Annotated in this window: 46 protein-coding genes; 5 read left to right on the top strand and 41 right to left on the bottom strand. The window is 63.8% G+C overall.

Annotation, left to right across the window (positions count from 1 at the left end; all coding sequences use genetic code 11):
* Window positions 1–21 precede the first annotated feature (21 nt).
* Window positions 22–324, bottom strand: coding sequence for a hypothetical protein (locus NI2_RS27735; RefSeq protein WP_067496753.1), 303 nt, complete (start codon window positions 322–324; stop codon window positions 22–24).
* A 124-nt stretch (window positions 325–448) separates the two neighbouring features.
* Between NI2_RS27735 and NI2_RS27730 the strand changes: the two genes are divergently transcribed.
* Window positions 449–862: a hypothetical protein gene (locus NI2_RS27730; RefSeq protein WP_067496750.1), complete on the top strand. Its 414-nt coding sequence runs from the start codon at window positions 449–451 to the stop codon at window positions 860–862.
* A 753-nt stretch (window positions 863–1,615) separates the two neighbouring features.
* Here the strand turns inward: NI2_RS27730 and NI2_RS27725 are convergent.
* The 12 genes from NI2_RS27725 to NI2_RS27680 all read right to left on the bottom strand — a co-directional run bounded on the left by NI2_RS27725 (window position 1,616) and on the right by NI2_RS27680 (window position 6,179).
* Window positions 1,616–1,834 (bottom strand): hypothetical protein, encoded by a 219-nt coding sequence (locus tag NI2_RS27725; protein WP_067496747.1) that lies wholly within the window; start codon window positions 1,832–1,834, stop codon window positions 1,616–1,618.
* Window positions 1,827–2,378, bottom strand: a complete 552-nt coding sequence (locus NI2_RS27720) for a hypothetical protein (protein ID WP_067496744.1) — start codon at window positions 2,376–2,378, stop codon at window positions 1,827–1,829. Before NI2_RS27720 ends, NI2_RS27725 begins: the two co-directional genes overlap by 8 nt.
* On the bottom strand, window positions 2,371–2,580 hold the full coding sequence (locus NI2_RS27715) for a hypothetical protein (RefSeq protein ID WP_133734272.1): 210 nt from the start codon (window positions 2,578–2,580) through the stop codon (window positions 2,371–2,373). The genes NI2_RS27720 and NI2_RS27715 overlap by 8 nt, the downstream gene beginning before the upstream one ends.
* Entirely contained in the window at window positions 2,577–2,750 is a 174-nt protein-coding gene (locus tag NI2_RS34100) for a hypothetical protein (protein WP_157104688.1), read from the bottom strand. Before NI2_RS34100 ends, NI2_RS27715 begins: the two co-directional genes overlap by 4 nt.
* A gap of 109 nt (window positions 2,751–2,859) precedes the next feature.
* Entirely contained in the window at window positions 2,860–3,243 is a 384-nt protein-coding gene (locus tag NI2_RS27710; RefSeq protein WP_067496737.1) for a hypothetical protein, read from the bottom strand.
* The gene (locus NI2_RS27705; protein WP_084476896.1) at window positions 3,240–3,737 is read right to left on the bottom strand and encodes an NUMOD4 domain-containing protein; all 498 of its coding nucleotides are present in this window, start codon (window positions 3,735–3,737) and stop codon (window positions 3,240–3,242) included. The genes NI2_RS27710 and NI2_RS27705 overlap by 4 nt, the downstream gene beginning before the upstream one ends.
* Window positions 3,730–4,107, bottom strand: coding sequence for a DUF3310 domain-containing protein (locus tag NI2_RS27700; RefSeq protein ID WP_067496732.1), 378 nt, complete (start codon window positions 4,105–4,107; stop codon window positions 3,730–3,732). The genes NI2_RS27705 and NI2_RS27700 overlap by 8 nt, the downstream gene beginning before the upstream one ends.
* A complete protein-coding gene (locus NI2_RS27695; RefSeq protein WP_067496729.1) occupies window positions 4,104–4,292 on the bottom strand; it encodes a hypothetical protein in 189 nt (62 codons plus the stop codon). The genes NI2_RS27700 and NI2_RS27695 overlap by 4 nt, the downstream gene beginning before the upstream one ends.
* Window positions 4,292–4,453: a hypothetical protein gene (locus NI2_RS34540; RefSeq protein ID WP_166655838.1), complete on the bottom strand. Its 162-nt coding sequence runs from the start codon at window positions 4,451–4,453 to the stop codon at window positions 4,292–4,294. Before NI2_RS34540 ends, NI2_RS27695 begins: the two co-directional genes overlap by 1 nt.
* On the bottom strand, window positions 4,450–5,463 hold the full coding sequence (locus NI2_RS27690; protein WP_133734273.1) for a hypothetical protein: 1,014 nt from the start codon (window positions 5,461–5,463) through the stop codon (window positions 4,450–4,452). Before NI2_RS27690 ends, NI2_RS34540 begins: the two co-directional genes overlap by 4 nt.
* Window positions 5,456–5,884 (bottom strand): hypothetical protein, encoded by a 429-nt coding sequence (locus NI2_RS27685; protein WP_067496723.1) that lies wholly within the window; start codon window positions 5,882–5,884, stop codon window positions 5,456–5,458. The genes NI2_RS27690 and NI2_RS27685 overlap by 8 nt, the downstream gene beginning before the upstream one ends.
* Window positions 5,877–6,179 (bottom strand): hypothetical protein, encoded by a 303-nt coding sequence (locus NI2_RS27680; protein ID WP_067496720.1) that lies wholly within the window; start codon window positions 6,177–6,179, stop codon window positions 5,877–5,879. The genes NI2_RS27685 and NI2_RS27680 overlap by 8 nt, the downstream gene beginning before the upstream one ends.
* Window positions 6,180–6,822: 643 nt before the next feature.
* Here NI2_RS27680 and NI2_RS27675 point away from each other — a divergent pair.
* Window positions 6,823–7,938 carry an AlbA family DNA-binding domain-containing protein gene (locus NI2_RS27675; protein WP_133734274.1) on the top strand — a complete coding sequence of 372 codons (1,116 nt, stop codon included), beginning with the start codon at window positions 6,823–6,825 and terminating at the stop codon, window positions 7,936–7,938.
* A 54-nt stretch (window positions 7,939–7,992) separates the two neighbouring features.
* Here the strand turns inward: NI2_RS27675 and NI2_RS27670 are convergent, their stop codons facing one another.
* The 27 genes from NI2_RS27670 to NI2_RS35365 form a co-directional block, all read right to left on the bottom strand.
* Window positions 7,993–8,265, bottom strand: a complete 273-nt coding sequence (locus NI2_RS27670; protein WP_133734275.1) for a hypothetical protein — start codon at window positions 8,263–8,265, stop codon at window positions 7,993–7,995.
* A gap of 128 nt (window positions 8,266–8,393) precedes the next feature.
* A complete protein-coding gene (locus NI2_RS27665) occupies window positions 8,394–8,588 on the bottom strand; it encodes a hypothetical protein (protein WP_067496710.1) in 195 nt (64 codons plus the stop codon).
* Window positions 8,588–8,821: a hypothetical protein gene (locus NI2_RS27660; RefSeq protein WP_067496707.1), complete on the bottom strand. Its 234-nt coding sequence runs from the start codon at window positions 8,819–8,821 to the stop codon at window positions 8,588–8,590. The genes NI2_RS27665 and NI2_RS27660 overlap by 1 nt, the downstream gene beginning before the upstream one ends.
* Window positions 8,818–9,036 carry a hypothetical protein gene (locus NI2_RS27655; protein WP_067496704.1) on the bottom strand — a complete coding sequence of 73 codons (219 nt, stop codon included), beginning with the start codon at window positions 9,034–9,036 and terminating at the stop codon, window positions 8,818–8,820. Before NI2_RS27655 ends, NI2_RS27660 begins: the two co-directional genes overlap by 4 nt.
* Window positions 9,033–9,230, bottom strand: a complete 198-nt coding sequence (locus tag NI2_RS27650) for a hypothetical protein (protein WP_067496701.1) — start codon at window positions 9,228–9,230, stop codon at window positions 9,033–9,035. Before NI2_RS27650 ends, NI2_RS27655 begins: the two co-directional genes overlap by 4 nt.
* Entirely contained in the window at window positions 9,227–9,463 is a 237-nt protein-coding gene (locus NI2_RS34095; protein WP_133734276.1) for a hypothetical protein, read from the bottom strand. The genes NI2_RS27650 and NI2_RS34095 overlap by 4 nt, the downstream gene beginning before the upstream one ends.
* Entirely contained in the window at window positions 9,450–9,719 is a 270-nt protein-coding gene (locus tag NI2_RS27645) for a hypothetical protein (protein WP_067496699.1), read from the bottom strand. Before NI2_RS27645 ends, NI2_RS34095 begins: the two co-directional genes overlap by 14 nt.
* Window positions 9,712–9,906, bottom strand: a complete 195-nt coding sequence (locus NI2_RS27640) for a hypothetical protein (protein WP_243750137.1) — start codon at window positions 9,904–9,906, stop codon at window positions 9,712–9,714. The genes NI2_RS27645 and NI2_RS27640 overlap by 8 nt, the downstream gene beginning before the upstream one ends.
* A gap of 45 nt (window positions 9,907–9,951) precedes the next feature.
* Window positions 9,952–10,254, bottom strand: coding sequence for an HNH endonuclease signature motif containing protein (locus NI2_RS35775; RefSeq protein ID WP_371852016.1), 303 nt, complete (start codon window positions 10,252–10,254; stop codon window positions 9,952–9,954).
* A 134-nt stretch (window positions 10,255–10,388) separates the two neighbouring features.
* The gene (locus tag NI2_RS27630; protein WP_067496690.1) at window positions 10,389–10,691 is read right to left on the bottom strand and encodes a hypothetical protein; all 303 of its coding nucleotides are present in this window, start codon (window positions 10,689–10,691) and stop codon (window positions 10,389–10,391) included.
* Window positions 10,684–11,013 (bottom strand): hypothetical protein, encoded by a 330-nt coding sequence (locus NI2_RS27625; protein ID WP_067496687.1) that lies wholly within the window; start codon window positions 11,011–11,013, stop codon window positions 10,684–10,686. Before NI2_RS27625 ends, NI2_RS27630 begins: the two co-directional genes overlap by 8 nt.
* Window positions 11,006–11,602: a hypothetical protein gene (locus NI2_RS27620; RefSeq protein WP_067496684.1), complete on the bottom strand. Its 597-nt coding sequence runs from the start codon at window positions 11,600–11,602 to the stop codon at window positions 11,006–11,008. Before NI2_RS27620 ends, NI2_RS27625 begins: the two co-directional genes overlap by 8 nt.
* A complete protein-coding gene (locus NI2_RS27615; RefSeq protein ID WP_084476893.1) occupies window positions 11,599–12,285 on the bottom strand; it encodes a 3'-5' exoribonuclease in 687 nt (228 codons plus the stop codon). Before NI2_RS27615 ends, NI2_RS27620 begins: the two co-directional genes overlap by 4 nt.
* 4 nt (window positions 12,286–12,289) lie before the next feature.
* Window positions 12,290–12,670, bottom strand: coding sequence for a hypothetical protein (locus NI2_RS27610; RefSeq protein ID WP_067496681.1), 381 nt, complete (start codon window positions 12,668–12,670; stop codon window positions 12,290–12,292).
* Window positions 12,667–13,041, bottom strand: coding sequence for a hypothetical protein (locus tag NI2_RS27605; protein WP_067496678.1), 375 nt, complete (start codon window positions 13,039–13,041; stop codon window positions 12,667–12,669). The genes NI2_RS27610 and NI2_RS27605 overlap by 4 nt, the downstream gene beginning before the upstream one ends.
* Window positions 13,042–13,120: 79 nt before the next feature.
* On the bottom strand, window positions 13,121–13,792 hold the full coding sequence (locus tag NI2_RS27600; RefSeq protein WP_133734277.1) for a hypothetical protein: 672 nt from the start codon (window positions 13,790–13,792) through the stop codon (window positions 13,121–13,123).
* A gap of 205 nt (window positions 13,793–13,997) precedes the next feature.
* Window positions 13,998–14,393, bottom strand: a complete 396-nt coding sequence (locus tag NI2_RS27595) for a hypothetical protein (RefSeq protein WP_067496673.1) — start codon at window positions 14,391–14,393, stop codon at window positions 13,998–14,000.
* Window positions 14,390–14,953, bottom strand: coding sequence for a hypothetical protein (locus NI2_RS27590; protein ID WP_174552247.1), 564 nt, complete (start codon window positions 14,951–14,953; stop codon window positions 14,390–14,392). Before NI2_RS27590 ends, NI2_RS27595 begins: the two co-directional genes overlap by 4 nt.
* Entirely contained in the window at window positions 14,950–15,360 is a 411-nt protein-coding gene (locus tag NI2_RS34800) for a hypothetical protein (protein WP_067496669.1), read from the bottom strand. The genes NI2_RS27590 and NI2_RS34800 overlap by 4 nt, the downstream gene beginning before the upstream one ends.
* Window positions 15,361–15,914: 554 nt before the next feature.
* Window positions 15,915–16,637 carry a hypothetical protein gene (locus NI2_RS27580; RefSeq protein WP_067496666.1) on the bottom strand — a complete coding sequence of 241 codons (723 nt, stop codon included), beginning with the start codon at window positions 16,635–16,637 and terminating at the stop codon, window positions 15,915–15,917.
* Complete coding sequence (locus NI2_RS27575; RefSeq protein ID WP_067496663.1) at window positions 16,634–17,461, bottom strand: hypothetical protein; 828 nt, start codon at window positions 17,459–17,461, stop codon at window positions 16,634–16,636. Before NI2_RS27575 ends, NI2_RS27580 begins: the two co-directional genes overlap by 4 nt.
* Window positions 17,458–17,919: a hypothetical protein gene (locus tag NI2_RS27570; RefSeq protein WP_067496660.1), complete on the bottom strand. Its 462-nt coding sequence runs from the start codon at window positions 17,917–17,919 to the stop codon at window positions 17,458–17,460. Before NI2_RS27570 ends, NI2_RS27575 begins: the two co-directional genes overlap by 4 nt.
* A complete protein-coding gene (locus NI2_RS27565) occupies window positions 17,916–18,611 on the bottom strand; it encodes an exonuclease domain-containing protein (protein ID WP_067496657.1) in 696 nt (231 codons plus the stop codon). Before NI2_RS27565 ends, NI2_RS27570 begins: the two co-directional genes overlap by 4 nt.
* Complete coding sequence (locus NI2_RS27560) at window positions 18,604–18,834, bottom strand: hypothetical protein (protein WP_067496654.1); 231 nt, start codon at window positions 18,832–18,834, stop codon at window positions 18,604–18,606. Before NI2_RS27560 ends, NI2_RS27565 begins: the two co-directional genes overlap by 8 nt.
* Window positions 18,834–19,475, bottom strand: a complete 642-nt coding sequence (locus NI2_RS27555; protein ID WP_067496651.1) for a hypothetical protein — start codon at window positions 19,473–19,475, stop codon at window positions 18,834–18,836. The genes NI2_RS27560 and NI2_RS27555 overlap by 1 nt, the downstream gene beginning before the upstream one ends.
* A gap of 1 nt (window position 19,476) precedes the next feature.
* Window positions 19,477–20,178 (bottom strand): lambda exonuclease family protein, encoded by a 702-nt coding sequence (locus NI2_RS27550; RefSeq protein WP_243750138.1) that lies wholly within the window; start codon window positions 20,176–20,178, stop codon window positions 19,477–19,479.
* Window positions 20,175–20,309: a hypothetical protein gene (locus NI2_RS35365; protein WP_255284043.1), complete on the bottom strand. Its 135-nt coding sequence runs from the start codon at window positions 20,307–20,309 to the stop codon at window positions 20,175–20,177. Before NI2_RS35365 ends, NI2_RS27550 begins: the two co-directional genes overlap by 4 nt.
* Window positions 20,310–20,646: 337 nt before the next feature.
* Between NI2_RS35365 and NI2_RS27545 the strand changes: the two genes are divergently transcribed.
* Window positions 20,647–21,108: a helix-turn-helix domain-containing protein gene (locus NI2_RS27545; RefSeq protein ID WP_133734278.1), complete on the top strand. Its 462-nt coding sequence runs from the start codon at window positions 20,647–20,649 to the stop codon at window positions 21,106–21,108.
* A 62-nt stretch (window positions 21,109–21,170) separates the two neighbouring features.
* Here the strand turns inward: NI2_RS27545 and NI2_RS27540 are convergent, their stop codons facing one another.
* Complete coding sequence (locus tag NI2_RS27540; RefSeq protein WP_067496645.1) at window positions 21,171–21,593, bottom strand: hypothetical protein; 423 nt, start codon at window positions 21,591–21,593, stop codon at window positions 21,171–21,173.
* Window positions 21,594–21,993: 400 nt separating this feature from the next.
* Here NI2_RS27540 and NI2_RS27535 point away from each other — a divergent pair, with 400 nt between their 5' ends.
* Together NI2_RS27535 and NI2_RS27530 are read left to right on the top strand one after the other, a co-directional pair.
* Window positions 21,994–22,281: a helix-turn-helix domain-containing protein gene (locus NI2_RS27535; RefSeq protein WP_067496642.1), complete on the top strand. Its 288-nt coding sequence runs from the start codon at window positions 21,994–21,996 to the stop codon at window positions 22,279–22,281.
* A 40-nt stretch (window positions 22,282–22,321) separates the two neighbouring features.
* A complete protein-coding gene (locus NI2_RS27530) occupies window positions 22,322–23,095 on the top strand; it encodes a hypothetical protein (protein ID WP_067496639.1) in 774 nt (257 codons plus the stop codon).
* The last annotated feature ends 118 nt before the right edge of the window (window positions 23,096–23,213 follow it).

The following is a 23,213-nucleotide window of genomic DNA, read 5'->3' as shown; positions in this document are numbered from 1 at the left end:
GAACGCCGGCCGGACCTCTGCCTATCTACGGAGCATCGGGCGAGTTGGAAGCCCAGCTTCTTTTCGTTCGATGTGATCGGCGAGCATCACGATGTCGAGCAGTTTCCTGGTGATCATGTTTCGCTGCTCAGCCGACAGCGGTCCGAGGTCTCTTTCGAATTCCCGCATGTACTTGTCGACCGCCACTGATTTATCCCTGCTCATGATGAGCCTTTCACTGATTGGTGGCTGCCCGGCCCTCAACTCGATCCACGATACGACGATCTCGGTACGATCAACAGCCCCGAACGGATGCTCGACCGTGTCGTTCGTCTCGTTACCCACAGGTAGCTGAGACGAAGCCCGGCAAACCTCCTGTTCCACAGCCCATGTCAGTGGTTCCGGGTACGGTAGCCGCCGATGCCCAACCCTGGGCAGTCGCACAGCAACATCCGATAGAAGGACACACTTGCCTGAGTACGTTGAACCACCTGGCGCTCGATACAACGACTACATCGGTGTCGGCGCGATCGAAGACAGCCTCGTCAACACCAGTCTGAACCTGAAGGAACTGGCCGGTCTGAATGACGGCGATTGGACCATCGTCGGAATTGAGGCTGACGCCTACAGCCACGGTGACCCACCACGTTGGACCATCGGCGTATATGCGTTGAACCGCCGCGAATACAACGTGACTTCGTTCGAAGACTGGCAAAAGCTTCAGGCCGAACGTGGTGCTCTGCCCGTGAAGCATATCCTCCTGCACGACGTCGATTTCGAAACGCTCGTCCGCACAACCAAGGGCGTGCACCTGCAGTTCTTGAACCCGAACGTCACCAAGTTGGAGATCGTCGAGCGCGGGGATCATCCACCGCAGGACTGATCTACCGATCTGACACCTGCCCGCCGAGTCCCCATTCCCAGACGGGGATTCCGGCGGCGCGGGCGTGCCGCATGCAGTGCTGGGTGCCGATCGACTTGCCGAGACTCACGCGGCCTTCCACGACTTACGCTGCCTGATCCGAATGCACTCGCGGCAGCAACGCCGGTCAGGCTGGCCAGGAGGTGAGTAGACGTTCTCGCCTGACAGGCTGTGCCCTCGCTTGCACGCCACCTGCCTGCGCTCCGGCGCGACATGCGCCCCATCAGGTTTCCACGGCTCCCAGTCCTGGTCTTCTTCACGCTGCGCATTGCATGAGTTGCAGGCAGCGACCAGGTTGTCTGGGTCGTTGTTATGGATATCCCAGTCCAGGTGGTCACCGGTCAGGCGACCGTGAGATCCGTACGGCAGTTCCCAGCTGATGTCCTGGCCGCACCAGTGGCATGGATGCGTTCCGCTACCAATCTTCGAATAGAGAATGACCCGATGTTCAAGCGCGCGGCCGTACTTGTCGGCTAGCGGGTGCCCCCAAATAGTGATCTGACGGTACCTCTTGAGCGCACTCGGGCGTCCGGACATCAGCGGGCTGCCGTACCTGCGAAGCTTCTTGTAGTGCCTGTTGCAAAGCCCACGGGCAATCACTCGACCCGCGCAGTCTTGGACGGAACACATCGCAACATTCTTCACCTCCATTGGAACAACGGAAGTGGACCTGCTATTCCGAAATAACCTGCATATCAGCGCTTTTGGTAGGTCTCACGGGATTTCCATCGCACACTTCTTTAGCGCCCGCAGTACAGCGTCGGCGAGTTGGTAGCAGTCGATCGTGTCGCCGTCGCCGAACGTGTCGGGCGGGATGTACACCTGCCCACCCAAATCGATCCCGCCGCCGTCGAGTTGGCGCAGCATCTCCGCCGCCATCAGCCGTGCGAGATCATCCCGGCGCTGGTCACGCGCGGACGCACGCCTACCCATAGCTGCAGTTGAGGTGCCAGCCGGGTTCGGTGTCGCCGACGTCCAGGCCGAGCACTTCGACGAATCGAGTCAGCTGTTCGCGCCATTCCGGCTTTTCGACCAGCGGGTTCAGGCGTGTGGCGCTCCACCCGTACACGTGCTGGACTGATGCCTTGATACGGACGGCATGGATGTCGCGGTCGTAACCCTGGCTGTCGAGTTCGACCGGGATGGAGGCAAGCAGTTCTGCCCGTTGTTCCCGGCTGGCTGCATACGCCTGATACTCCGGCGAGGACTCCTCGTACGCTTTTTCACGTGCGCGAATGGTCGCCTGGACTGCCTCGCGTGCCTCACGCGGAAGGCTCCAGATCGCGATGTCATCATCGCGCGGATAGTCGGTAGGGAACGGCACTTCGACCCAACCGAGTAGGCGAGCGAGTTCGTCTTCCCAGTCTTCACCGTCCTGCATCCACTGGGGCTCAGCGGTGGTGTCGGTGTCGTAGTCGTACTCGTATTCGGGCAGGTCGTACCCGAAGTACACATCGGCGGAAGGGGCACTACCCATTGGCTTCTCCCGGGATTTCGGTCGGTGGTGTGCTGTTGGCCGCGGTCCACCCAAGGAGGCATTCGAGCGTGTCGAAATGCTTTGTGGCGTCGGCGCTGATGTCGTCGGAGAGGTTCAGCTTGTACCAGCCAGGATTCGGCTCGGTGCCGAGCTTCTGCCATGCGCCGCAGCCGTCGCGGTCGCAGTGGACTGCCATGCTCATGCGGGCCGCCATTCGCTATCGGTGCGCATCCACAGCCGCCGGACTGTGTGTCCGGCCGAGATGGCGTACGCGCGGACCGAGATTTCGTCGGTGGCCTCGTAGACCAGCAGGCCGTGTTCGTCGAACGACGCCCACCATTCGGTGGGCTGCCAATCCGTCATCGCGGTCACTCGTCGTCCTCCTCGTTTCCGCGAACAAGGATTTCGATGATTCGCCGCTTCTCGTCGTCGGTGAGATCACGCCGGATCGGTTGCATGTCTTCGCCGGTGAGCGCCGACATCACGCCGCCCCGATGTTCGGGAAATTGCCAGATTCCGTGTCACACGGAACATCGGGGTTTCCTGAACATTTCGGAAAGTCGACGCACTCAGCGCGCCCGTTGACATGGAGCATGTGCTCAGGAACGAGGCACCCGCAGGCCGCCCGCCTCATCACTCCGAACGTGCGCGGTTTCGCGGCGGCTTCGGCAAGCTTCGGCGCCGGATCGGCCTGGTCAACCTCAGCCATCAACTGGTCGAACTGGTCGGCGGGCAACGTGACGTATCGCGCCGAGCCGGTGACAGCCGAGAACGCCTGTGCCAGTAGGTCGTGACGGATTCGCCAGTCGGCTGCCTCTGCCTGTGCACGCGCGAGCTCGGCGCGCAACTGCTTCTTCGTCGTCACGCTGCCACCGCCTCAACTGGGTAGCACTCGCCACGCACAACGCGACCGATCGTCGTTGTCGACACCCCGAACTCGGCCGCCAGACGACGGTAGGGCTCGCCTCGTCGACAGCGGATTGCTTCTACCTCAGCGTCGGTCAACTTGGCGGACCAGCGAGCTGCTCCCGTCGGCTCTGTCCCGTCCCGCTTCTTGTCCGCGATGTTCTCCCGGACCGTGCCCATCCGCAGTTCCGAAAGTCGGTTGTCGGACTGACCGTTGGGGCCATGCCGGACATGCATTCCATCGGGAATCGGGCCGACGAACGTCTCGTACACCATGCGGTGGATGTAGTAGAGCTTCCGGTCGTTCGACCCGTTGCTCAACAACACGGTCAGGTACCCGTTTTTCAACGCCACTGGGCGCCGAACCCGGCCTGTCGATACGCGGCGGACACGGCCGAGGTCCGAGACCTCGTACCGATCGTCGGAAGGGAAAGGCTTCCACTGCTCACCCACGGTTGGTACCTCCGCTCAGCGTCAGCACCTCTGCCTCGATGAGGTTGAGAGCGCCGGTGTAGTCGTTCGTCAAGACGACGCGCTCGATGGCGCCGTAAACGCCGTCGGCGTGCGGGATGACGTGCTCGACAACCAGAGAGCGAACAGTGTCCTCATGTCCCGCAAGGATCGCCGGAGTGCCGTCCTCGACCGCCCATCGCAGATATACGACTGCCTTTCGGAGGTCCTCTGCACCGTTCTTCTCGGCAAATCGCCAGCAGTACTTCACCGCGTTGCCCGCGGTGAACGTCAAATGGCGTGTGATGGTGATGCATTCGCAGGTGAAGCGGCCCGTCGAGTAGTGGACGGGGTGGTTCACGACGTCGGTCATGCGAGGAGCTCCGTGATGTCGAGAGTGGTGTATCCGGCGGTGTGCGCGCCGTCGCTCATGCGGCGGACACTGTGTTCGGGCGAGGGGTTGGTGCGCAGCCAGGTGATCAGCTCGTGCTTGACGGTGAACGCGGCTACCACGCCCCACCCGTCTTTGACGAGGTAGATGTATGTGGAGCGGGCCATCAACGGCGCCGGGTGATCTTGCGGGCTTTTCGGGCGGCACGGTTGCGCACCCGCCGGCGCTGCACTTCGGCTTCGGGGACGGTGCCCTGGTACACGTGCTTGCGCTGCAGGCCGAACAAGATGGCGCGCGCGTACGGGGTATCGAACAAGGTGGTGCTCATGCTGCTTGGTCTCCTTCGACCGGTTCGTCACGGCGCAGGTTGAGAATGAGAGCGGGGTCGTCGAGGATCCCGGCGGTGAGCTCGCTGAACGGTGTCAAACGGTTGGCGCGGATCCACTCGTCGACGTCGTCGCCGGGTAGCCACCGCTGGACTCGGATTGCAAGCGGAGAGGGCTCGGGCTGCGAAGTGCGCGGCCGGTACACCCAGCGGCGGGTGACCGTGTCGTACGCGGCGCGCTCGTAGGTGACGGCGTTCAGCTCCATTGGGGGCGGGCAGTCGAAGTCCGCCGGTGTGAATGTCACCGGGGCCACGGTTTCGACTCGGTGGCCGACGTTCGGGTTGACCTCACGTCCGTGCGCATGCCCACCTTCGAGCACGCCGCCGAGCGGGGCCGGTTCCCACCATGCGACCAGACTGCTGATCCCGTCCTGCCGGTACTCGGTGCGGATCTCTGCGGCATCCAGTTGCACACCGGAGTATCGGCGCGCGACCTCTTCGAAGAAGCTGCACCGCACGTGTTCTCGCAGGTGCTCCGCGTACGCCGCGTCGGGCGTATCCACCTGGCATCGGAGGCCACGGAGGCTGTCGACTTCAGTCATCTCGATAACCCCGCGCGACGAGTTGTCGTCGTACGGGTCGTCGGGCAGCGGCCAGGTGCCGAGGATCTCGCTGTGCCATGCGGCGACGCGGCGCATGGTGTCAGCGAAAGTGCCCCACCCGGTGTCGATTCCGGCGCGCAGGTCGACGGGCGGCGTGAATTCGCCCTCGAAGTCGGAGCCGGGGCACAGCACTTCGCTGTCGTCGTCGGCGTACCGGTAGTCGGGATCGACGTAGCCAGCTCGCCGCATCGCCCGCATGCGCGTGGTGATGGCGAGCCCGTGCCAGTCAGCGTCGCACCACGGCTGCGGGCAGGTGACCTGGTTGATGTTGTGGTCGTACCCGGAGGATTCCTTTCCGAGTTGCCAGTCGACGAGTTCGTCGATGGCGTCCACGATGTCGCGGTCAGGCATCGGCGTCACCGTCCAACCAGGCGCGCACGTCAGTGAAGCGGCCCTGTTTGTCGCCGAGGTAGCCGACGACGAAGGAGACGTCTTTGATCTGGGTGGGCGAGGTGTAGCAGTCGAAGGACAGCACCGCCTCGGCTCGGCCGATGTCGTAGGCGAAGCTGGCCCACACGCGGTCTTCCGGCTGCCCGTTCAGCCGTGAGCGGACCTGGTCGGCGAGTTCGCCGACGACGAACATGCGGATGACGCGCCAGTGCGGGTAGTTCGCCGCGCATTCGTCGAGGGTCGAGACGGTCCCGAACTCTTCGGGGCGTTCGACCCACGCGTTGTACAGCCAGGGCGTCATCCCGAGGTATTCAGCCAGCGGGCGCGGGTCGTCGCTGTCGTGCCATTCGCCGACGAGGTCATCGAGGTCGAGGTCAGCCATTGCGTGCCTGCCCGAGTTCGCGGATGGCCGACATGATCAGGTCGTAACACTGGTCGGTATCGGCCTCGTCGACACCACCGTATTCGTCGAAGGTCATCGGAACGGCGCCACCGCGGCCGAGTGCTGCGTAAAGATCCCATTGCCATCCGGAATTACCGAACGGCCGCTTGCCGCTGAACCCTTCCTTCTCGATCCACAGTTCGCCGAGCAACGCGACGAGGAAGCCACGGATGGTGGTCGCGCCGCTGTCGTTGCCGGTTTCGAGGGGGAGTTCGAGGATTTCCGCTGGGGTCACATATCAAGTGTCGTGGACCGCACCAAACAAGGGTTTCCGGCGCGAGGGCCGCGCGGGTATCGGCCGCGCGGACCAGGCCGGGTTAAAACTTTTTCCGCCGCGTTTCCGGGTCCGCTGGGGCGATCCCATTCTCTCGCGCGATACGACGAACATAGGTGGAAGTAAAAGGGGACGCGGCAGCAACATCAGTGGGTCTCAGGCCTGCACGTAAAGCCTTCAAAACCAATTCCAAAACCTTTTCACGGGCTTCTTCTTTTCGTTTTACGTACAGTCTATAACTGCTGGTCGCAGCTCGTAGTTGGTCCAAGTCTTCCGTCACGCGCCGATCATATCGACGGACGGGAGCTTGGTTTGTGACGCCAACATCGAAACCACCCATCGAGCGCAACCGTGTTGCGCAACATAGTTTCGCAACTAGGTTGCGCAAGCAGGTGGTTTTAAACAGGTGTTATGACCAATTTTCCGAAAGACTGGAAGCCAATTTCTAGAACCAAGATTGATAGACACCGACCTTCGCGATCAACCTGCCGTTCGAACCTGCAGAACACCACCCATCCCGACCCGCACCACCGCGTGGCGCAGAACGCCCTCGGGAGGTGGAACCCCATGTTCACGGGCACACCCCCCCGGTACGGTGGCCATCGTGAACAAGATCCAGCTCGAGACCCGAGTGAACGAGATCGTGAACCACGTCATCGCAGGCGGCAAGGTCGAAGACGACCACGTCGAAGCGAAGCGTGAATGGCCGAAGCTCGACAAGGCCGCCCAGTTGGCAGGGATGGCGAACGCCGCAGGCGGCTACCCGATTCTGTGGATTATCGGCCTCTGCGAGGGATCGAAGCAGGTCATTCCTCTCGATGACACCGATCCTGCGAGTTGGTGGCAGCAGATAAAGGGCGGTTTCGCATACGGTGTCACTCCGTCTCTCACGACCCTTCGTGTCGTGACTGATCACGGGTCGGTGATGGCGTTGCTGTTCGAAACCGACCAGGCGCCGTACCTGGTGAGTCTTCCCAAGGTGCCAAGGGACCCGGACAATCCCGCGAGCGGATTCCGGTGGGCGACTGCGGCGGTGCCGTGGCGCGAGGGCACCAGCAACCGTACTGCGACCCGCGCCGAACTGCTATCGCTGCTGCGGGACTCAGCGGCAGCACCCGACCTCGCGGTCGTGACCTCGGTAGCGACGTTGTTCGACGAGATCGACGTGACGGTTCCGCCTCCCCCGATGGACCTGTCGTTCTTCGCTGTCCTCTTGATCGACACCGAACCGGGGGTACACACGTTTTTCCCTGTGTACCGCCAACAGATCACCCTCACGACCTCCACCGGGGTGGAGGTTGACTGCTCGGAGGCACAGTTCGCGACGTCCGCTGCGGTTAGGCCAGCCGACCCGCATCAGCCAGCCTCGGCCTTCCTTCCAAGGCAGAAAGAATTTAATCCGTATGGCGCGACCGATCGGCCCAGCGGATTGGTGGTGATGGCGCCTGACGTAGTCCGGATGCAAGTTGATCTGGAGGTGCCTCGCGACGATGCGCAGGAGATGAGTCAGGCGGACTGGGTAGAACTGACGGTCCACTTGCCTATCGGCGCGTCAGAGCGGGTTGCGAAGACACACCACCGTCTGCTCCGGGTCAAAGACAGTGGAGAGAAGGAGTCGACGAGTTTCAATCGCCGACGGGTAACCGCTTGGGCGACGAACGGTGCGATCGAGCACCGGAAGCCGCCGAGGTGGTCACCCGGCCCACGCACCGTCCGATAGAGCGGCCACTCCCTACGCCCACCCTGGCTGGTAGTCGGGGTGGGTTTTCCATCGTCACGTGTCGTTCTCAACAGCGAGGGCTTCGGCGACACCCCAACGGCCGACGCGCAGGTGCGGTGCGATCTGCTTCGCGAGGGCGAGGGCCTCGTTGAACGGGAACCGGTGCGTAGCAAGCCATTCGTCGCGGCGTTCGCTGGGAATGGATTCCGGGGATCGGCTGCCGTCGGCGGCGTAGCAGCGGCCGAGGTGGGTGACTGCCCACCGACCGTTCCCGCGGTACTCCACGTTGATGGTGAATGCGGCCCGTTCAGGGTGGTCGCGGGGCACACATGACACCTCGAACCGACCGACCTCGAGCTCTGGTTCCGGCAAAGTACGGTCCGGTTGCGAGGGCCGAAAGACGTGCCGGAAATTGTGGCCTGCGCTGGAATGCCCGCAGGTGGCACAGAACTCGATCACGCGGCCAGCTTGTTCGGTTCGAGGGAGAAGTAGATCACGTTCGCGTCCCGTTCCGGGTTGGCGTCGACGAAGATCTGCTCGAACAGTTCTTGTCGGGTTCCGCTGCTGATGATGATCCCGGCTCGGGTGGTAGACATGTATCCCGCCGAGTTCGGTTTCTGCACGGTGATGATGTAGTGGTATTCACGCATCAGTGCTTGGCCTTCTTCGCCTTGAGCGGCTTCTTCTTGTGCTTGGGTTTGTCGTGGTCGGGTTCCCACTCGTACCCGGCGACGTTCTGTTCGCAGTACGAGTTGTCGACGACGACATCACCTTGGTCGAGTTCGCACCAGCGTTGGGTGCGGGTGCAGGCGGTTGATCCGGCGCCGGCGAGCACGGTGAGGGCGATGATTGCCGCGACGGAACGGGTTCGGGTGGTGGTCATTTCGCTACCTCGCTGGTGGTGAATCCGACGATCAGGTGGTCGTCTTCGTGAGTGACAAACGCCCAGTCGTCGTAGGTGGGGATGCTGCCGTGGATCTCGGTGTACCGGTTGCGGGCGAACGCGACGGCTTCGAGGAAGTCACCGACCGCGGCCGGGTTCGGTACGAGCCATTCGTGCTTGGTTTCGACGCGTGTACGTGAGGTGACGACGCTCAATTCGGGTTCTCCTGGATTCCGATACGTTCGATGTGTTCGCGATTGTCGAGGCTGTGATGGATGTGCACCCAGCCGGCGGTCGCGCCCTGCAGGTCCTTGACCATCTCCAGGTCCGGCCCGCACACGCAGTTGCCGGTCAGGGTGTGTTGGATGAGGTCCGCGCGCGGAGTCACGTGAATGTCGTCGACGGTCATGCAACAGCCTTGTCTCGGATGTAGTTAGCGGTGCGGAATGCCAGCGAGACGGCGAGCCGCCAGGACAGGACGTAGGCGACCTCGTAGCCGGTGTCGCCGCACAGGACACACACTGCCCAGCCCTGCACGCGGTCGTTCACTGCGCGGACGGCGCCGACATGCACGCGTGGGGATCGCGGGCCCCCTGCGCAATACCGGTTGAGGTACCGGTCGAGCTGCTCACCGTTCGTCATCGGCGTCGCCTTCCCACGCGGCGAGAAGCTGCAGCACTTCGGCGTTCGGGCACAGCTCACCCGGCTCTAGGGTCATGCCGTGTGCTTGGCAGTCGCCGGCATGGTCGAACCAGCAGTCTTCGCCGTCGATGAACATCGCGACCAGTTCGCGCAGTCGCGCGAGTTCGTTGACGAGGGCGTGGGTTTCGTCCGTGTCGGGGTAGGTGGAGTACTCCAGCCAACCCGCGAGCTGTTCGTCCGTGATCCGGTCAGACATCGTGAGCCGTCTTCCGTCGTTGCCGCAGCCCGTAGATGTTCGCGGCGCCGTACGTGAGTGCGGACAGCAGGAACCACCATTGACCCGTCGCGACCGCGTACGCGATCCACAGCGCTTGTACGGAGAGCCCGATCACCGGGCCGATGAGCGAGTTCGGGCGCCCGTAGACGAGGAACAGGCCCGTCACACCGATCGATGTGAGCGCGAACGACCACCACAGTGAGATGATGGCTCAGCCCTCCAATGCTTTTCGCTGGGTGTAGCGGCGCTGTGCCAGCTTTCGACACTCTCGGCAATACCGAGTTCGAGAGCCGGATCGGGTGTACGTGTTCTCAGCGGTCATTGCGTGCCCGTTTGCGCAATGCGCATACTCGGGCAGCGGTTTTCGCGCCATGTTCTCGGCGAACGTGACGGCTTCCAGGTGGTCTATGTTCACGCAATCGCGGTGTTGACAGCCGCGGGCCGCAACATGGTCGATCGTGATGTCGTCCGCAAGAGGGCCGTGGTGGTGTTCCCAGACGACTCGGTGGACCATTGTGAGGCGGCGGTTCACGCTGATGCGCCCGTAGCCTCCGTTCGTGGAGCGATCGCCGGTGAACCGAAGGCAACTGCCATCGTGGACAGTTCGCGCAAGGACCCGCTCGTAGGGGCTCGTCAGGACCTTCGGCATCAGTCCACCGCCTCGTAGGTGACGGCGAATATGTCGCGGCGGCATGGGTAGAACTCGCGCGCGATGCCGCGAATTACCCAGTCACCCGGCGATGCCTGGATCCACCCTTCGAGTGTTCGGATGGCGATGGCGTGCCCCTTTGCTGTTCCGGGGCAACCCATGTCGTGCGAGCAGTGGTAGTTGGCGAGACCGCCGTTGTCGAGAATCCACTGGATGACCGCGGTAGCGCCTTCTGCGGTCCCGTCCCACTCCATGGCGGTGATGACGACGGGCTTCTTGCGGTACTGCTTGGCCTCAGCCATGGTTCTCCTCGGCCACCCAGCGGGTGACGGTGATGGTTTCGGTGACCTGGTGCACCAGGGTGATGTCGGGGTCGCCATACTCGGCGGGCCCGAAATCGGGATGGTCTTCGGCCAAGCCCTCCTCGAACTCCCACCGGTAGTGCTGCCCGGATGGCCCGCGGGTGACGATCGCGACGGTGCGTGTCCAGTCCCGGTTTTCGCCGTTGATGCGCGCGACAGTGGTGAAGCCGTCAATGTCGTAAGGTTCGACGTCTGTGAGCTCGTGCCAGTAGGTGCCGCGCAGGAGTTCGGCGAGCTGGTCGATCTCAGTCTTCTCACCCATCGTTGTTCTCCCTGCGTTGGCGGGCGCGCGCGATGGCTTCCCGGAATTCGGGAGATGGGCCGGGGTTTTCGGCGCGCATCTTGGCGATCGTGCCGGGCGGGACGATCGTGCGGTCCACACCACCGTCACCCGCGCCCACCTCCTCGGTGCCACCGGTCACGGCCATGAGGGCTTTGTGGTACTCGTGGACCAAGTCGTCCAGGTGCCTGATGTGTTCGTGGGCGGCGGACCCATCGGCGCAGGCTGCGCGCAGCTGATCTTGCAGGCGGCCAGCGAGCGCACCCTCCTCGCGAACATGCTCTTCCAGGGCGTCAATGAGGGCTTGGTCGCGCTGCTGTTTGGCGTGGATGGCCGCGTAGTCCTGCTGCACCTGCGCGCGTAGGGCGTCGAGTTGGCGGGTGCGGAGGATGGCGAGGTCGATCATGTGGACCAGGCCGCCATCGCCGTCGACGACCTTCAACAGGTGCGGCGGGAGCGTGTTGTACTGCTCGTCACCGCCCTCATAGGTACGCAGGGTCGCGTTGCGGATCTGCTCAAGCTCGGCGACGGTCAGGTCAGGGGTGTCGGCGCGGATCTCCTCGGCGGTCATGCTGCCTCGCTTCGGATGACGCGACCGAAGCCGTCGACGATATCGACCCGGTCCGCAACGGATTCTTCGAAGTCGTCCAGGGCACGCAGAACCCGCAGCACGTGCTTGGCGTCTGCGAGAGCGTTGTGCTGTCCTTCGGTCTGTTCGGGCGGCTCGAACCCGTCGGGTACCTTCCGCAGCGCCTGCTGTAGGTCGTTGGTGTACATCGGCACACCCGCGGGGAGATCGATCATGCGGCCCCACAACTGTGCGAGGGCGACGTGGTCGTAGGCGCCGTAGTCAGCCCACAGTTCAGGCAGGTCCGTGTCGAAGTAAAACGGCCGACCATCGAGTTCGCCGGCCGGGGTCAGGTCACCGACGAGGAATTCGCGGACCTCGTTCGCGATCACCCACTTCGGCTTCACGAGCGTGCTCTTCGTATCGAGGTCGACGAGATCGATCGACGGCTTCGGGAACGTGTTCCGTGGGTGCGCGAGGTACCGGTCCAGCCCAGTCCGCCAGTTGAGCGGCAGGCTAGGCAGGACGTTGCGGACCAGCCAGTCGTTCGCCTTGATCTGGTTGAGAGGCATGTCGGAGTTGACGGCGTAGTACTCGCGGCCGTCCTCACACACGATCCCGATCGATATCAGCTCGATCGTCCGGCCGTCCTCGAGGAACTCCGTGTCGTAGGCATACAGGGTCATGCGGTCACCACCAGATGTGCAGGCCGTAGGAACCGGCGTCGATGAGGCCGCGGGCGTGGAGGTCGTCGATAACGGCTTCGAACGGCGGATAGAACTCGCGACGCCAGTGCAGTTCGGTCTGCCACGAGTGTTCGTAGTCACCGATCGGGGTGTTCGCCCATTCCTCGACGGTGGGCACGCCTTCCGCGTAGCAGCCGCGGAACTCCTCGATCGATTCCCAACCGCCTTCGGGGTGGGGCACGTCGAACAGGTACACGGTGTCCTGACCCCACCGACAGCCATCCTGCTGCTGGAATCGGTATGGGCGACCGTAGGTTTCGGTGACGAGCTTGCTGAACTCGGACTCGTGGATGAGGGTCACGGTCCGCCCGGTGAGCGAGGTCATGCGGTGTGGTCTCCTTCGAGGGCTTTGCGGACTTCGCGGACACATTCGGTTTGGACAGCACCGAACAGGTCGTCGTACTTCTCGCTGTCCCACCGCCGCAGCAGCGTGTTCACCCGGTCGAGGGCGTCGAGCAGGTGCGACAGGTTCGTCATCGCCCACGCGATCGCTCTGGCGTCAGCGCCGTCATCTACCGCGTCGCGCGGACCTTCGCCGGTGAACCGTTCCAGCAGCCCGTCCGCCGTGGTGCCGACAGCCCAGTAGTCAGCGGGCCACGGGCCGGACGGCGGGGTCGCCTTCCATTCACCGAGGGTCGCTTCGGCGAGGAGTGAGCGGCCTTCCGCGAGAAGGTGACTGAGCGGCGGCGGGGTCATGGCGGGTTCTCCTGACAGGCTCTATGCGTGGATGCGCACATCTTGATTTCACTACCCATGTCAAACCGGGTTCGCGGGTTCACGCCGCCGCCCGACTAGCGCGGCGCCGCGGTGCCGCACTCGTCGCTTCAGGCCGGTCAAGGTCGCCCTCGTCCCACTGAAACGGCAACGGCCAATGCTGCTTCCGCCCGAAGTTCCTGGCGCGCAACGACGGACCAGGCTCGAGCTGCAACCGGGCGAACACGTCAACCACCCGCCGATGCTTATCGACGGTGATCAACTCCGGTCGGGTACGCAACAGGTTGGACACACCCGTCTCCCCCATCCCGCACTCACGCGCCAACGTCGACATCGGCCAACCCGCAGCAACAAGCGCCTGCAGGCGGCGAATCGCCCCGACAGCGGGCATGTGGTCCCCTGCCGCGGCAACTGCGTGCGCGGCGCCGGGGATCTCGACAGCAAGGAGCCGCTTCGCGGTGCTCTCCCAAATCTTCTCGGCCGGACCACCACGTTTGCCAACCAGAAGCGTGCCGAGAGAACTGCGCGGGATACCTGAGAGCTTCACGATCTGACGGCGACTCACACCAGCCGCGATCAACGCCAGGACGTGTTGGCGGACAGGCTCAGCGTCGACCAGAACCGATTCCCAGCGACCGTAGGCGGTCTGGCGATCCAGCACGGTCTGGTAGCAGGACTTGCACAGCTTCCGACGCAGCGGCTTGTATTCCTTGCCGCATCGGGTGCAGCTCACCGGGCACCTCCCGGAATGGCCCCCAGATTCGCCGCAGCCGTCCCCGGGTAACCGATCCCCTGTCGAACGCCTGTTCGACCGTCTCTGTGGACGACAGGCGGGCGCACGGCCAACAACAGCTCCGGCATCGGACCGCAGCAGAACAACACGGACACTGCACACAACTGCGTCCCATGTACACAGTTTTGTTTGCTAATGGTTCTGTTCATGCTGCGGTGGTCTTTCCTACGAGGCGGGCGATGCAGGGTGCGTGTGCTTCTTCGCCGGTGGCTGCGGTGCAGGTGTGGCCGGGTTGGGCGTCGCAGTTGGGGCAGTGGTCGTTGATGGCGCCGTTGACTTGGTAGGCGAGCATGACGGCGCGTCGTTTGCGGTGTGGGGCGCTGGTTTGCCGGGTGGTGATGTGGGTGGCGATGTCGAGGAGTTGTTCGGGGGTGATGCGGAAGCTGCTGGTTTTGTGGTGGATGGAGACGGCTTCGGAGGCAACGTCTTTCGGGAGGTGGCCGATGGTGTCGTGCCAGTGGGTGATGGTGTCGGCGGTGATGTCGCGCTGGTCGTAGGCGGCGATTTCTTCCAGGATCGCCGCGGTGTCAACCCGGTTCATGCTGCGTCTTCTTCCTCGGTGGAGTCGCTGGTCAGGGCGCGGAACGCTTGCTGTGGGCCTTCGGTTGCTTCGCGGAGCACTTTCCACAGGGGCTCGAGGTGGCGGGGTGGCTGTTCGAGCTGTTCGCGGGTTCGGGCGAGCCTGGCGCGCAACTGGTCGGCCTGGTCGTTGGTGAGCTGGACGCTCGGGACACGACCGAGGGCGACGGCGCGGGAGTACCGGTGGGCCTCGTTGGTGCTGAACCCGATGTCTTGGAGGGCGTAGTTCGCTTCGTCCATCAGTCGGCGCCGGTCGTCGGGCAGGTTGCGCAGCGCCTCGAAGTAGGCGGTTCGCGCGTAGCTGATGATCGACGCGGGGAGCGGCCGGTAGCCGGGGGCTTCGGTTTGGTAAGCGCGGTCGACGCCGGCGATGAGGTCTTCACGGCTGAGTTTGGATGTGGCGAACACGTTGGCCCAGGCGACGATCGCGGTCTGCGAGGGGGTGGGGAACCACAGGTCGTACCCGGAGCAGTGCTGGAGGACTTCACGGGCGATGTCGAGGTACTCGGGGTTGGTGTTCATGCGATTTCCTGCACGTAGTCGGAGTCGAGGATGGTGAGCAGCGGTCGGTCGCCGGGGGCGGGGAGCGCGGGCTGGTTGTCGCCGGGGATGAGGCCGAGGGACCGTTTGGCGGCTTCGGCGGCTTCTTCCCAGCCGAGGGTTTTGCGGTCGTGGTGGGCGACGGGCACGCCGGTGTTGGCCGCCGCTGTGGGTGCTCGGCGGGCTTTGACGGCGTCGTCGACGAGGTGCCGGAACAGGCCGATGCGGGCGTCGGGTCGCGACATCCATGTTTCGAGGCCGGTGGTGATGTCGGTGGCGTCGACTCCGGCGTGGAGCATGGCCGCGGCTTGGATGGCGAGTGCTGTGCGGGTGGGCTGCGAGAGGCCTTGGGTGAGGTTGCGGACGATCTTCCAGCCGTCGGGCGGCACTGTCGGCCCGGTGGCTTCGTCGGCGGGTGCGCGGCGTGTTTCGTCGTGCGTGTGCGCGTTACTTACGTGAGCAGCACTAGGTACGTAAGTAGTGTTCTTTTCTTCTCTAGTCTGCTCTGGGGGCGTGACGTCACGTGAGGTGTCACGTGACTCGTTTGCCTTCTTTCCGGATTTGCGGGCGCGCAGTCGGGCCTGCCGTTCGCGGTCATTCTTCTGCCGTTCCAACAGGTCATCGCCCTTTTGGTTCCACTGCGCCCAGTCTGCGAACTGGTAGCCAGGGATGATTGACCCGCTGATTTCGGCCTCAGTTTCGTGCAGGATTCCGACCGAAACCAGGTCAGAAACTCGACGCGAAACCGACCGAATTCCGAACGTTTTCAACGCGCTTTTGGGGATGAAGCCCTTGGTTTCGGCGAGCCCGCAGTGGGCCCAGGCGCGGGTGAACAGCGTCTCGCAGTCTCGGTGGAGGCTGCTGAGGGCAGGGTCGTGCCAGTAGTTTGACGGCAGCCAGACGGCTTTCACAGAAGGTCCGTCCTTTCGCTTCGGCGGGTGGGTCAGGCAGGCTTGGCGGCTTGTGCGAGGGCGCGTTTGTTGGCTTTGGAGCGGGCGACACCGGCGCGGTGGCATACCCGGCAGGCACGGGATCCGTCGATCCGTCGCATGGTGTTCTCGGGGCTGTAGAGGTGCCCGTGCCTGCATTCGCCGTAGACCGCGACCCAGTCCGGTTCGGCCAGTGGGTGATCGATGTCGATGCCCTCCCAGGCCAGCGGTGGGACGTGGCCTGCACGGCGTGCGGTCGAGGCGACGTGGTTGCTGGGTCCACGGGTTGCCGACAATTCCTCGTAGAGGGCTTTCACGGCGAGCCATCGCGTGTAGCTGGTGTGGCATTGCGTGAACAGTTGGCTCACCAGACTGCTGTCGATGCCGAGGCGTGCGGCGAGTACCCGGCGGGGCCAGCCGAGCGCGGAGAGCGCACCGAGGCGACGGGCCGCGCCAATTGCGAGGACACGGTGCTGTGCTGGGTGTGGATGGTGGGACACCGCGAGGATTCGGCTGGCGAGGTGGGTGTTGACCTGCTGCTGATTCGGAATGTTCTGAATCGTTTGGCGGTCGACGCCGACGACGTAGCCGACCATCTGCGGTGTGACGTTCAGGGCGGCGAGGACGTCGAGATGCCGCTGCACCGGTGCGGCGTTGGTGTAGAACGCGATGCCGTTGGCTTTGCGCCACCGGTACCGCTTGGTGTCGATGCTGCGGCTTCCGAGGGGCGTGGTCATGCTGCCTCCCGCAGTTCCCGCCGGCGGCGCACCAGCGCCTGGTCGGCACCGTCCATGCTGATGTTGAGTGCCGCAGCGAGGCGGGCCCGCAGCCAGCCGTGCGTGATGGCGTGGTCGATGACCGCGATACGTTCCGGGCCGCGCAGTGGGTTCGCGTCCGGGTAGGTATGGCGGCCTTCGATGATGCGCTGCAGCAGCACTTCGTCGACACAGCCGGTGGCCGGTTCGGCATCGAGAATCGGGGTGCTATCGGGGTGGTCGATATCGATTCCCTCCCACGCCAGGGGTGGTGCGTAGCCGCGGCGCGCGGATCGTGTTTTGCCGATAGCTGAAGGCCCCACCTGGTGGGACAACAGGTCATAAACAGCGCAAACTTGTTGGAAGGTTCGGCCTTTCACGGATTTGGAGCGCAGGATCTTGTCAACGCGCTCTTGTGTCCAGCCCAGGTGAGTGCCGATCTGGGCTTGTGTGTGGCCAGCGGCTTGCAGTGCCTGGATGCGTCGCTGGGTGCCGATCGCTGGGACGTTTCGTGATTCTTGGTCGGGGGTGGGGATGTGGGTGACTGCGAGGACTCGTGCCGCGTACTGCCTGCGTGCGGTGGAGTACTTTCTTAGGCGGAAGTCGCGAATGGTGTTCTGGGTGAGTCCTGCGGCTGCGGCGACGGAGGAGTCGTTGAACCCGATCGAGACCAACCAGTTGACGTGGTCCTGTGCTGGTGTGGCGTCGATGATCGGGGATGGTAGGCCGCGGTACAAGCGCATTGCTCGCAGTTTGTGGTTGCGGTATTGCCCCTGTTTGGGAACGGTGGTGTGGATTGTGCTCATGCCGTTTCGCCGTTGTCGTTGTGCGTGTTGGTGATGGCTTCGCGGACGGTGGCGCCGGACATATGCAGGGTGGTCGCGATCTTCTTCAACGACCAGCCTTCTGCGTGGAGGGCGCGGGCGTAGATCCTTTTGTGCCCGTATGGGATACGCGCGTACTTGCCGGCTTTGATGCGTTCGTAGACGACGTCGTCGAGCCGGTTCGGTTCGCGCCGGCAGTGGGTGTAGACCTCGTCGCGGTCGAGTTGGTCGATGGCATTGGCGGTTTCGCGTGCGACGTAGGTGGCTTGGCCGCGGGCGATGCGGGTGAGGAGTGCGGCGTCGACGCCGATCATGCGGCTGAGGCGTTTCATGATGATGTCGTCGGCGAGCATGGGGGCGAGGATGTCGCGGGTGCGGTCGGCGGGGACGTAGTCGTTGGCGAGGAGGTGGCGGGCCTTGGGGGTGAGGGTGGTGTTCATGCTGCTTCGCTTTCGGGGTTCGTGGCCTGGATGGGCCATTGGGTGCGCACGCCGGAGTGGTCGCGGTCGTTGCGGCGCAGGTAGTCGCGGAACCGGTGGGCTTCTTCGCGGTACCAGTGGGTTTGGCGTTCCATGAGCTCGTCGGCGGTGAACTCGGCCAGGTGCGGGAAGGTGCGGGGCAGTTTCCAGGCGAGCCGGGCGGCGGCGAGTGCGTCGGCTTCGGCGTCGTGGGCGTCGTCGAGGCGCATCCCGTAATGGATCATCACCGCGGACAACTTCCTTGAGCCCTTGCGGAACCGGTCGTACTGCTTGTCGAGGACGAAAGGGTCAACGACCAGGCCACCGATGGTGAATTCCGCGTCCTGGGCTGCGAGGAGGGTGAGGTCGTAGCTGCCGTTGTAGACGGCGAGCGCGCGACCTTCCTGCCACACCGCCTGCAGTTCGGTGACTACCTCGGCTACGACGTCGTCGTGGGGGCGGCCGTGCTTGGACACGTATTCGTCGGTGTAGCCGTGGATTTCGGTGGCCTCGGCGGGGATCGGGACGCCGGGGTTGGCGACCCAGTGGCGGCGGGTCACGTCGCCGCCGTCGATCCGGAGGACGCATGCCGTGACGATCCGCGCGGTATGCGGGTCCGGTGAGGTTGTCTCCAAATCGAAGGCGGCGAGCGGGAGTTCGGTCCAACTAGTCATGGGCGGCGGCTTCCATCGCGTCGACGGCTTGGAGGAGGGATTGGCCGGGCTGGGCGTAGACGGCGCGGAAGCCGTCGTGGCGGTTGGCGTAGCGGAGGGCATCGAGTTCTCGGTCACCGAAGTAGACGACCTCGTAGCAGTCGCCGCCCTCCCCGGCTCGTGTCCCCGCGACGGGGTACACGAGCCAGCCACCCAGCTCGCCGAGCTGGATCGGGGTTGTCATCACTGCTCCGGCGGAACGTCGTCGTAGTAGTCGGCGGGTGCGTCCTGGACGTCGTCAGCGGGCGGTGCCGTCTCGCTGTTGGCGATGGCGGTGGCGCGTTCCTTCCAGAGCTGCACCAGGGGGTTGCGATGCTCGCCCAAGTCGAATGTCTTGAGCTGCGCCCAGATCGCGGCGAGCGCCTCACGGTCGGCGGCCGACCGAATGTCGACGATGATCTCGTCGGCCTGGGCGTCGGTGATCGGCGGCGGGCCATCAGGGAGGGGTTCGACGACGAATGGCGATCGCTTGCCGCGGGTTACGGTCAGGGCGAGGGTCAACCGCTTGCCGATGTGGGACATGTGGGAGATGCGGATCCCGCCGACTTTCTCGGGACCGAATTTGATCTCGGGGTCGCGGTAGAGCTTGAGGCGGCGACCGGCGTAAACCTTCGAATCCGCCCCCCAGGCGTTGATGAGGACACGGATCATCGACTTACCGGGGCGGTACGGGCGCTTCGGCCCGAACTCGGCCGTGACGATTTCGACGGGCTGCTCGGCGTTCCCCTTGCGGGTCTCGACGATGGTGACCACACGTGGCCCGGACATCAGGTCGTCCGCGTTGATCTGGTCGGATTTCGGTGCTGCGGCTGCGGAAATGTCCATGTCAGAAGCTCATCTCGGTGAGTTCGCGTTCGGTGGTCGGCAGGCCCTCGGTGGCCTCGTGGTAGCGGCGGATCATCTCGGCGACGTTGGCTTCGAATGCCTGTACGGCGGCGATGATGGCCTCGAACCACCGTGAGTCGGGGTGGACGCGTACGCGCCACATCGGCATGCCGCCGGCGTAGCTGATGTAGTCCAGCCAGGCGCGGCCGGACACGAGCAGCCCGGCCTGGCACTGCGCCATGTTCTCGGCGGGTACTCCACCGGCGAGGATGTGTGCGAGGTGGATCTTCGGGCGTCGGGACTTGATTTCGATGAGTCCGTCGCCGCCGACGAGTCCGTCCGGGGAGTAGCCGAGCTGGATCCCGTCGAATTCGCGGACCATGAACCCGGTCTCCTGGACCGGGGCGTAGTGCTCGCTGTACTTGGCGCGGGCACGGGGTTCGTCTTCGATACCTCGGAACATGTCGTCGGACATGAACGTCGGGTCGGTCCAGCCGGTGATCCGCTCGGCCGCAAGCAGGGCGGTCAGGCCTCGGGATGTTTCGTTGCTGGCGGGCTTCATCGTCTTGGTGGTGATGAGGTCGCCGACGACGGACGCGGTGACGATGCCTCGGCGGTGAGCGAGCCATTCGTCCGAGCCTTGAAGCACGTCGGGGTAGACGGTGAGTCGCGAGGGTTCGCGGTACAGGGCGGTGTCGGTCACTGCACGCTCCAGTTGGTCAGCCAGAGAACGAATCCGAAGAAGGTCCCGCAGGCGAAGACGTTGGCGGCGACGATCAGGGTGTCGCTGACCTGGGTGGTTTTGGGTGCGGCGGTAGGCTTGAGGCCAGGCATGTCACGTGGTCCTTTCACGTGGGATGTCGGGCCCGTCCCTCACTGCAATGGGGGGCGGGCCGAGGTGTTCAGGAACACCAACCGGTGTCTTGTATGGTTTCCTGTACGTACAGTACTCCATACTTTACGTAGAGACAAGCGGTGACCTTGTAAACTTTCCCGTACATCCGTGAGCCCACTAAATAGCCCTGAACAGGGGAAACGCGAAAGTGTGCAGCCCGTCATAACGATGTAATTACAGTTGACCGTGGACGGTAGGCCATCCTTACCGATACCATCGGCAGACTGTGTAAAGCTGCCTGTCAACCGGGTAGCCCAATCACCGGAAGGTGCACCCGTGACGACCCCTGAAATCAGCATCCCGCCGACCACAAACCGATGGTGGGAGTACGTGCAGGAGATCTGCCGCGCGCACGGAATCAGCACAGCGGAGTTCTGCGCCCGCATCGGAATCACCCGGTCCGCGAGCACGCCCTGGACGAACGGGAGCGCACCTCGCCCTGAGATCGCACGTCGAGTCGCCATCGTCTTCGAGCGCCCGCTACCCGAGGTCTTCGTCCAGGCAGGTTTCGCCACCTGGGAGGAGATGAAGATAGACCCCGACGAGCAACCTGCCCCCATCGAGCCATCAGACGACGAGCTCGCAGAGCTGGTCAGACATCGGTTCGCCGCCTACCGATCGAAACTCACCAGCAGCGGCGTCGGAACCCTCGCGGTCGTCGACGGCGAAGCGGAGACCGAGGCTGCGCCAGCGCCGAGGAAGAACACCGTTCGCCGGCGACCGAAAGAACGGAACTGACAGACAAAAAGTGAGGCCCCAACCATGGAGATGGTTGGGGCCTCACTTTGTTGTCCGTCAGTTCAGGCGGCTCCTTGCATCTGCAGGCGTTGCGGGCGCCGGATCACCAGACGCTCGCAGGCGCGGACCTGCTCGGCGAAGGGGTCGCCGGTGTGCGGGAGGATGCTGACGTCGCAGTGCCAGCGTCCGTCGCCACCGCGTCGCCATGCCGAGATCTCGTTGGGAGGGTGTGCGATGGCGTCGACTCCGCAGTCGTCGAGGGCCGTGGCCTCGGCGTCGGATAGACCGCAGAAGGGCCACAGTTCGATGCGGCCGGCGGTGTCGACGGTGATGTGGCCGATGGATTTCCAGATCTGCCCGTCGGCGGGCCAGTAGGAGTAGACGCCTTCGGGCGGGTGGACGACGATGCCGTAGGAGGCCGCGTGGGGGGCAATTTCGGTGTTTGCGACCAAGGGGGTGAATTCGAAGCTGTCGGGGTGCGACATGTCGTCCTCATCTTCTCTGCGGGTGCGTGAGCCCGCCGTCACCTCGGGGCAGGCTGATTTTCCGGGTTGCCCCGGTTTAACGGTCGTGCAGTTGAGAGTGCAGCCCGGCGCGAAGCGCTGGGGGTTGAGCGGATACGTCTACTCTGTCCAGGCCACCTAACTTGTGCCAAGGACCGGCTGACCTGGCCCTTCCCCCGACGGAAAGGTTGCATCGATTGCCGGTTTTAGCGGAATGTTCTCCCTGAAAAGCTCTTGATGAGAGAGTAGTACCAGAAAAGCCGGTACCGCAACACCGGATCGCTAAGAATTTGCGACATCGAGGTTTAAAACGTATCAGCTCTGGATAAGGGCACCCTCAATCAGTTACCGTGGAGTAGTGGTGGATCGGTCTGCTGGGCCCATGGATGCCGCGGTCGGCAGAGTGATCACCGACCGCCGAATAGAGCTGGGGTTGACCCAGCAAGACGTGTGGACTGCGATCGGCATGGGGAAGACTCCATACCGCGATATCGAGCAGCAGCGTCGAACTGTTCCACTCGAGGTTCTCCGGGTGATTGCCCCGATCTTGGGAATGAAGGTTCGCGACATCGTCGCCCAAGCCGAGGATCTTGTCGACGCCGAGGAGCGGCGGCGCGTAGCGAGCAATCCGCATGCCGAAAAGCTTGGCCGCTCTTTGGGTTTCCCCTGATTACGGGCTAGTTTCGGGTGGAAACAATAGACTCGACCATGTGGTTGTGGCTGTTGCGGTCGAGCTTTTAGTAGCCCTTGCTCGGCTTGCGAGGTGGGGCAGGCGAGAGACCAGGTTGTTCACGGCGGCGTTGCTGACCATCGGGGTGGCGTACGCGTTGACGATTCCTTGGCTCGGTGACCGGCGTTTGGATCGGTGGCTGTCACAGGCGGCGGGTGAAAACGTCAGCGACATAGGGCATACCGTTCTCGTGGCCGTCGGGTGTGGGCTGTTGTCGCTGGTGTGTGTCGGGGGTTTGGCTGTTGACGACAATGGTGGTGAGTCGAATTGGTATCGGCCTGCCCGGTGGGTGGTGATATCGCTGACCGCCTTGATCGTTTTGGCGGTTTTGGTGCTGTCCTGGATCGGTGATGTTTCCCGCGTCCCCGTGGGTGATGTTTTGGCGTTGTCTGATGGTGGGAGCCGGGGTGTTTCGGTGATGTTCTTGGTGAGTGTGGCTGCGACCGCGGTGGCGTTGATATCGGTTTTCATGGTTGCGGTGCAGGGGTCTGGTCCGCGTCGGATGGTGGCGTTTTCGGCGTTGGCTGTGGTTGGTGTTTTGGGGTTGGTCTACGTGGCGTTGATCGGGGGTGGGTTGATCTTGGACCCTGCGGGGGTGGTCGATCTTCACCGTGTAGTGGAGCCGTGGGCGGCGGGGTCGGCCTTGGTGGCGTTGGCCGTGGCTGGGGTGTGGAGTTCGTGGACATACCGTCCGGGTTGGTGGCCGTGGGGGCGCGAACGGCTTCCCCACAAACGTCCCACGGTTCAGCAGTGATGTAGCGGGATATTGCGGGAACTCGCGGGATAGACGAGTCTCTATCCCGCGAGGTCAGCCACCGTTTCCGGGATGCTGCGGGATGTGGCGGGCAGTACGACTACATACCAATCCGTTA

The organism is Nocardia ignorata NBRC 108230 (assembly GCF_001612905.1).
In the GTDB taxonomy this organism is placed as follows: Bacteria; Actinomycetota; Actinomycetes; order Mycobacteriales; family Mycobacteriaceae; genus Nocardia; species Nocardia ignorata.
The sequence above is the reverse complement of the archived record's forward strand: the minus strand, read 5'-3'. Positions and strand labels throughout refer to the sequence as shown.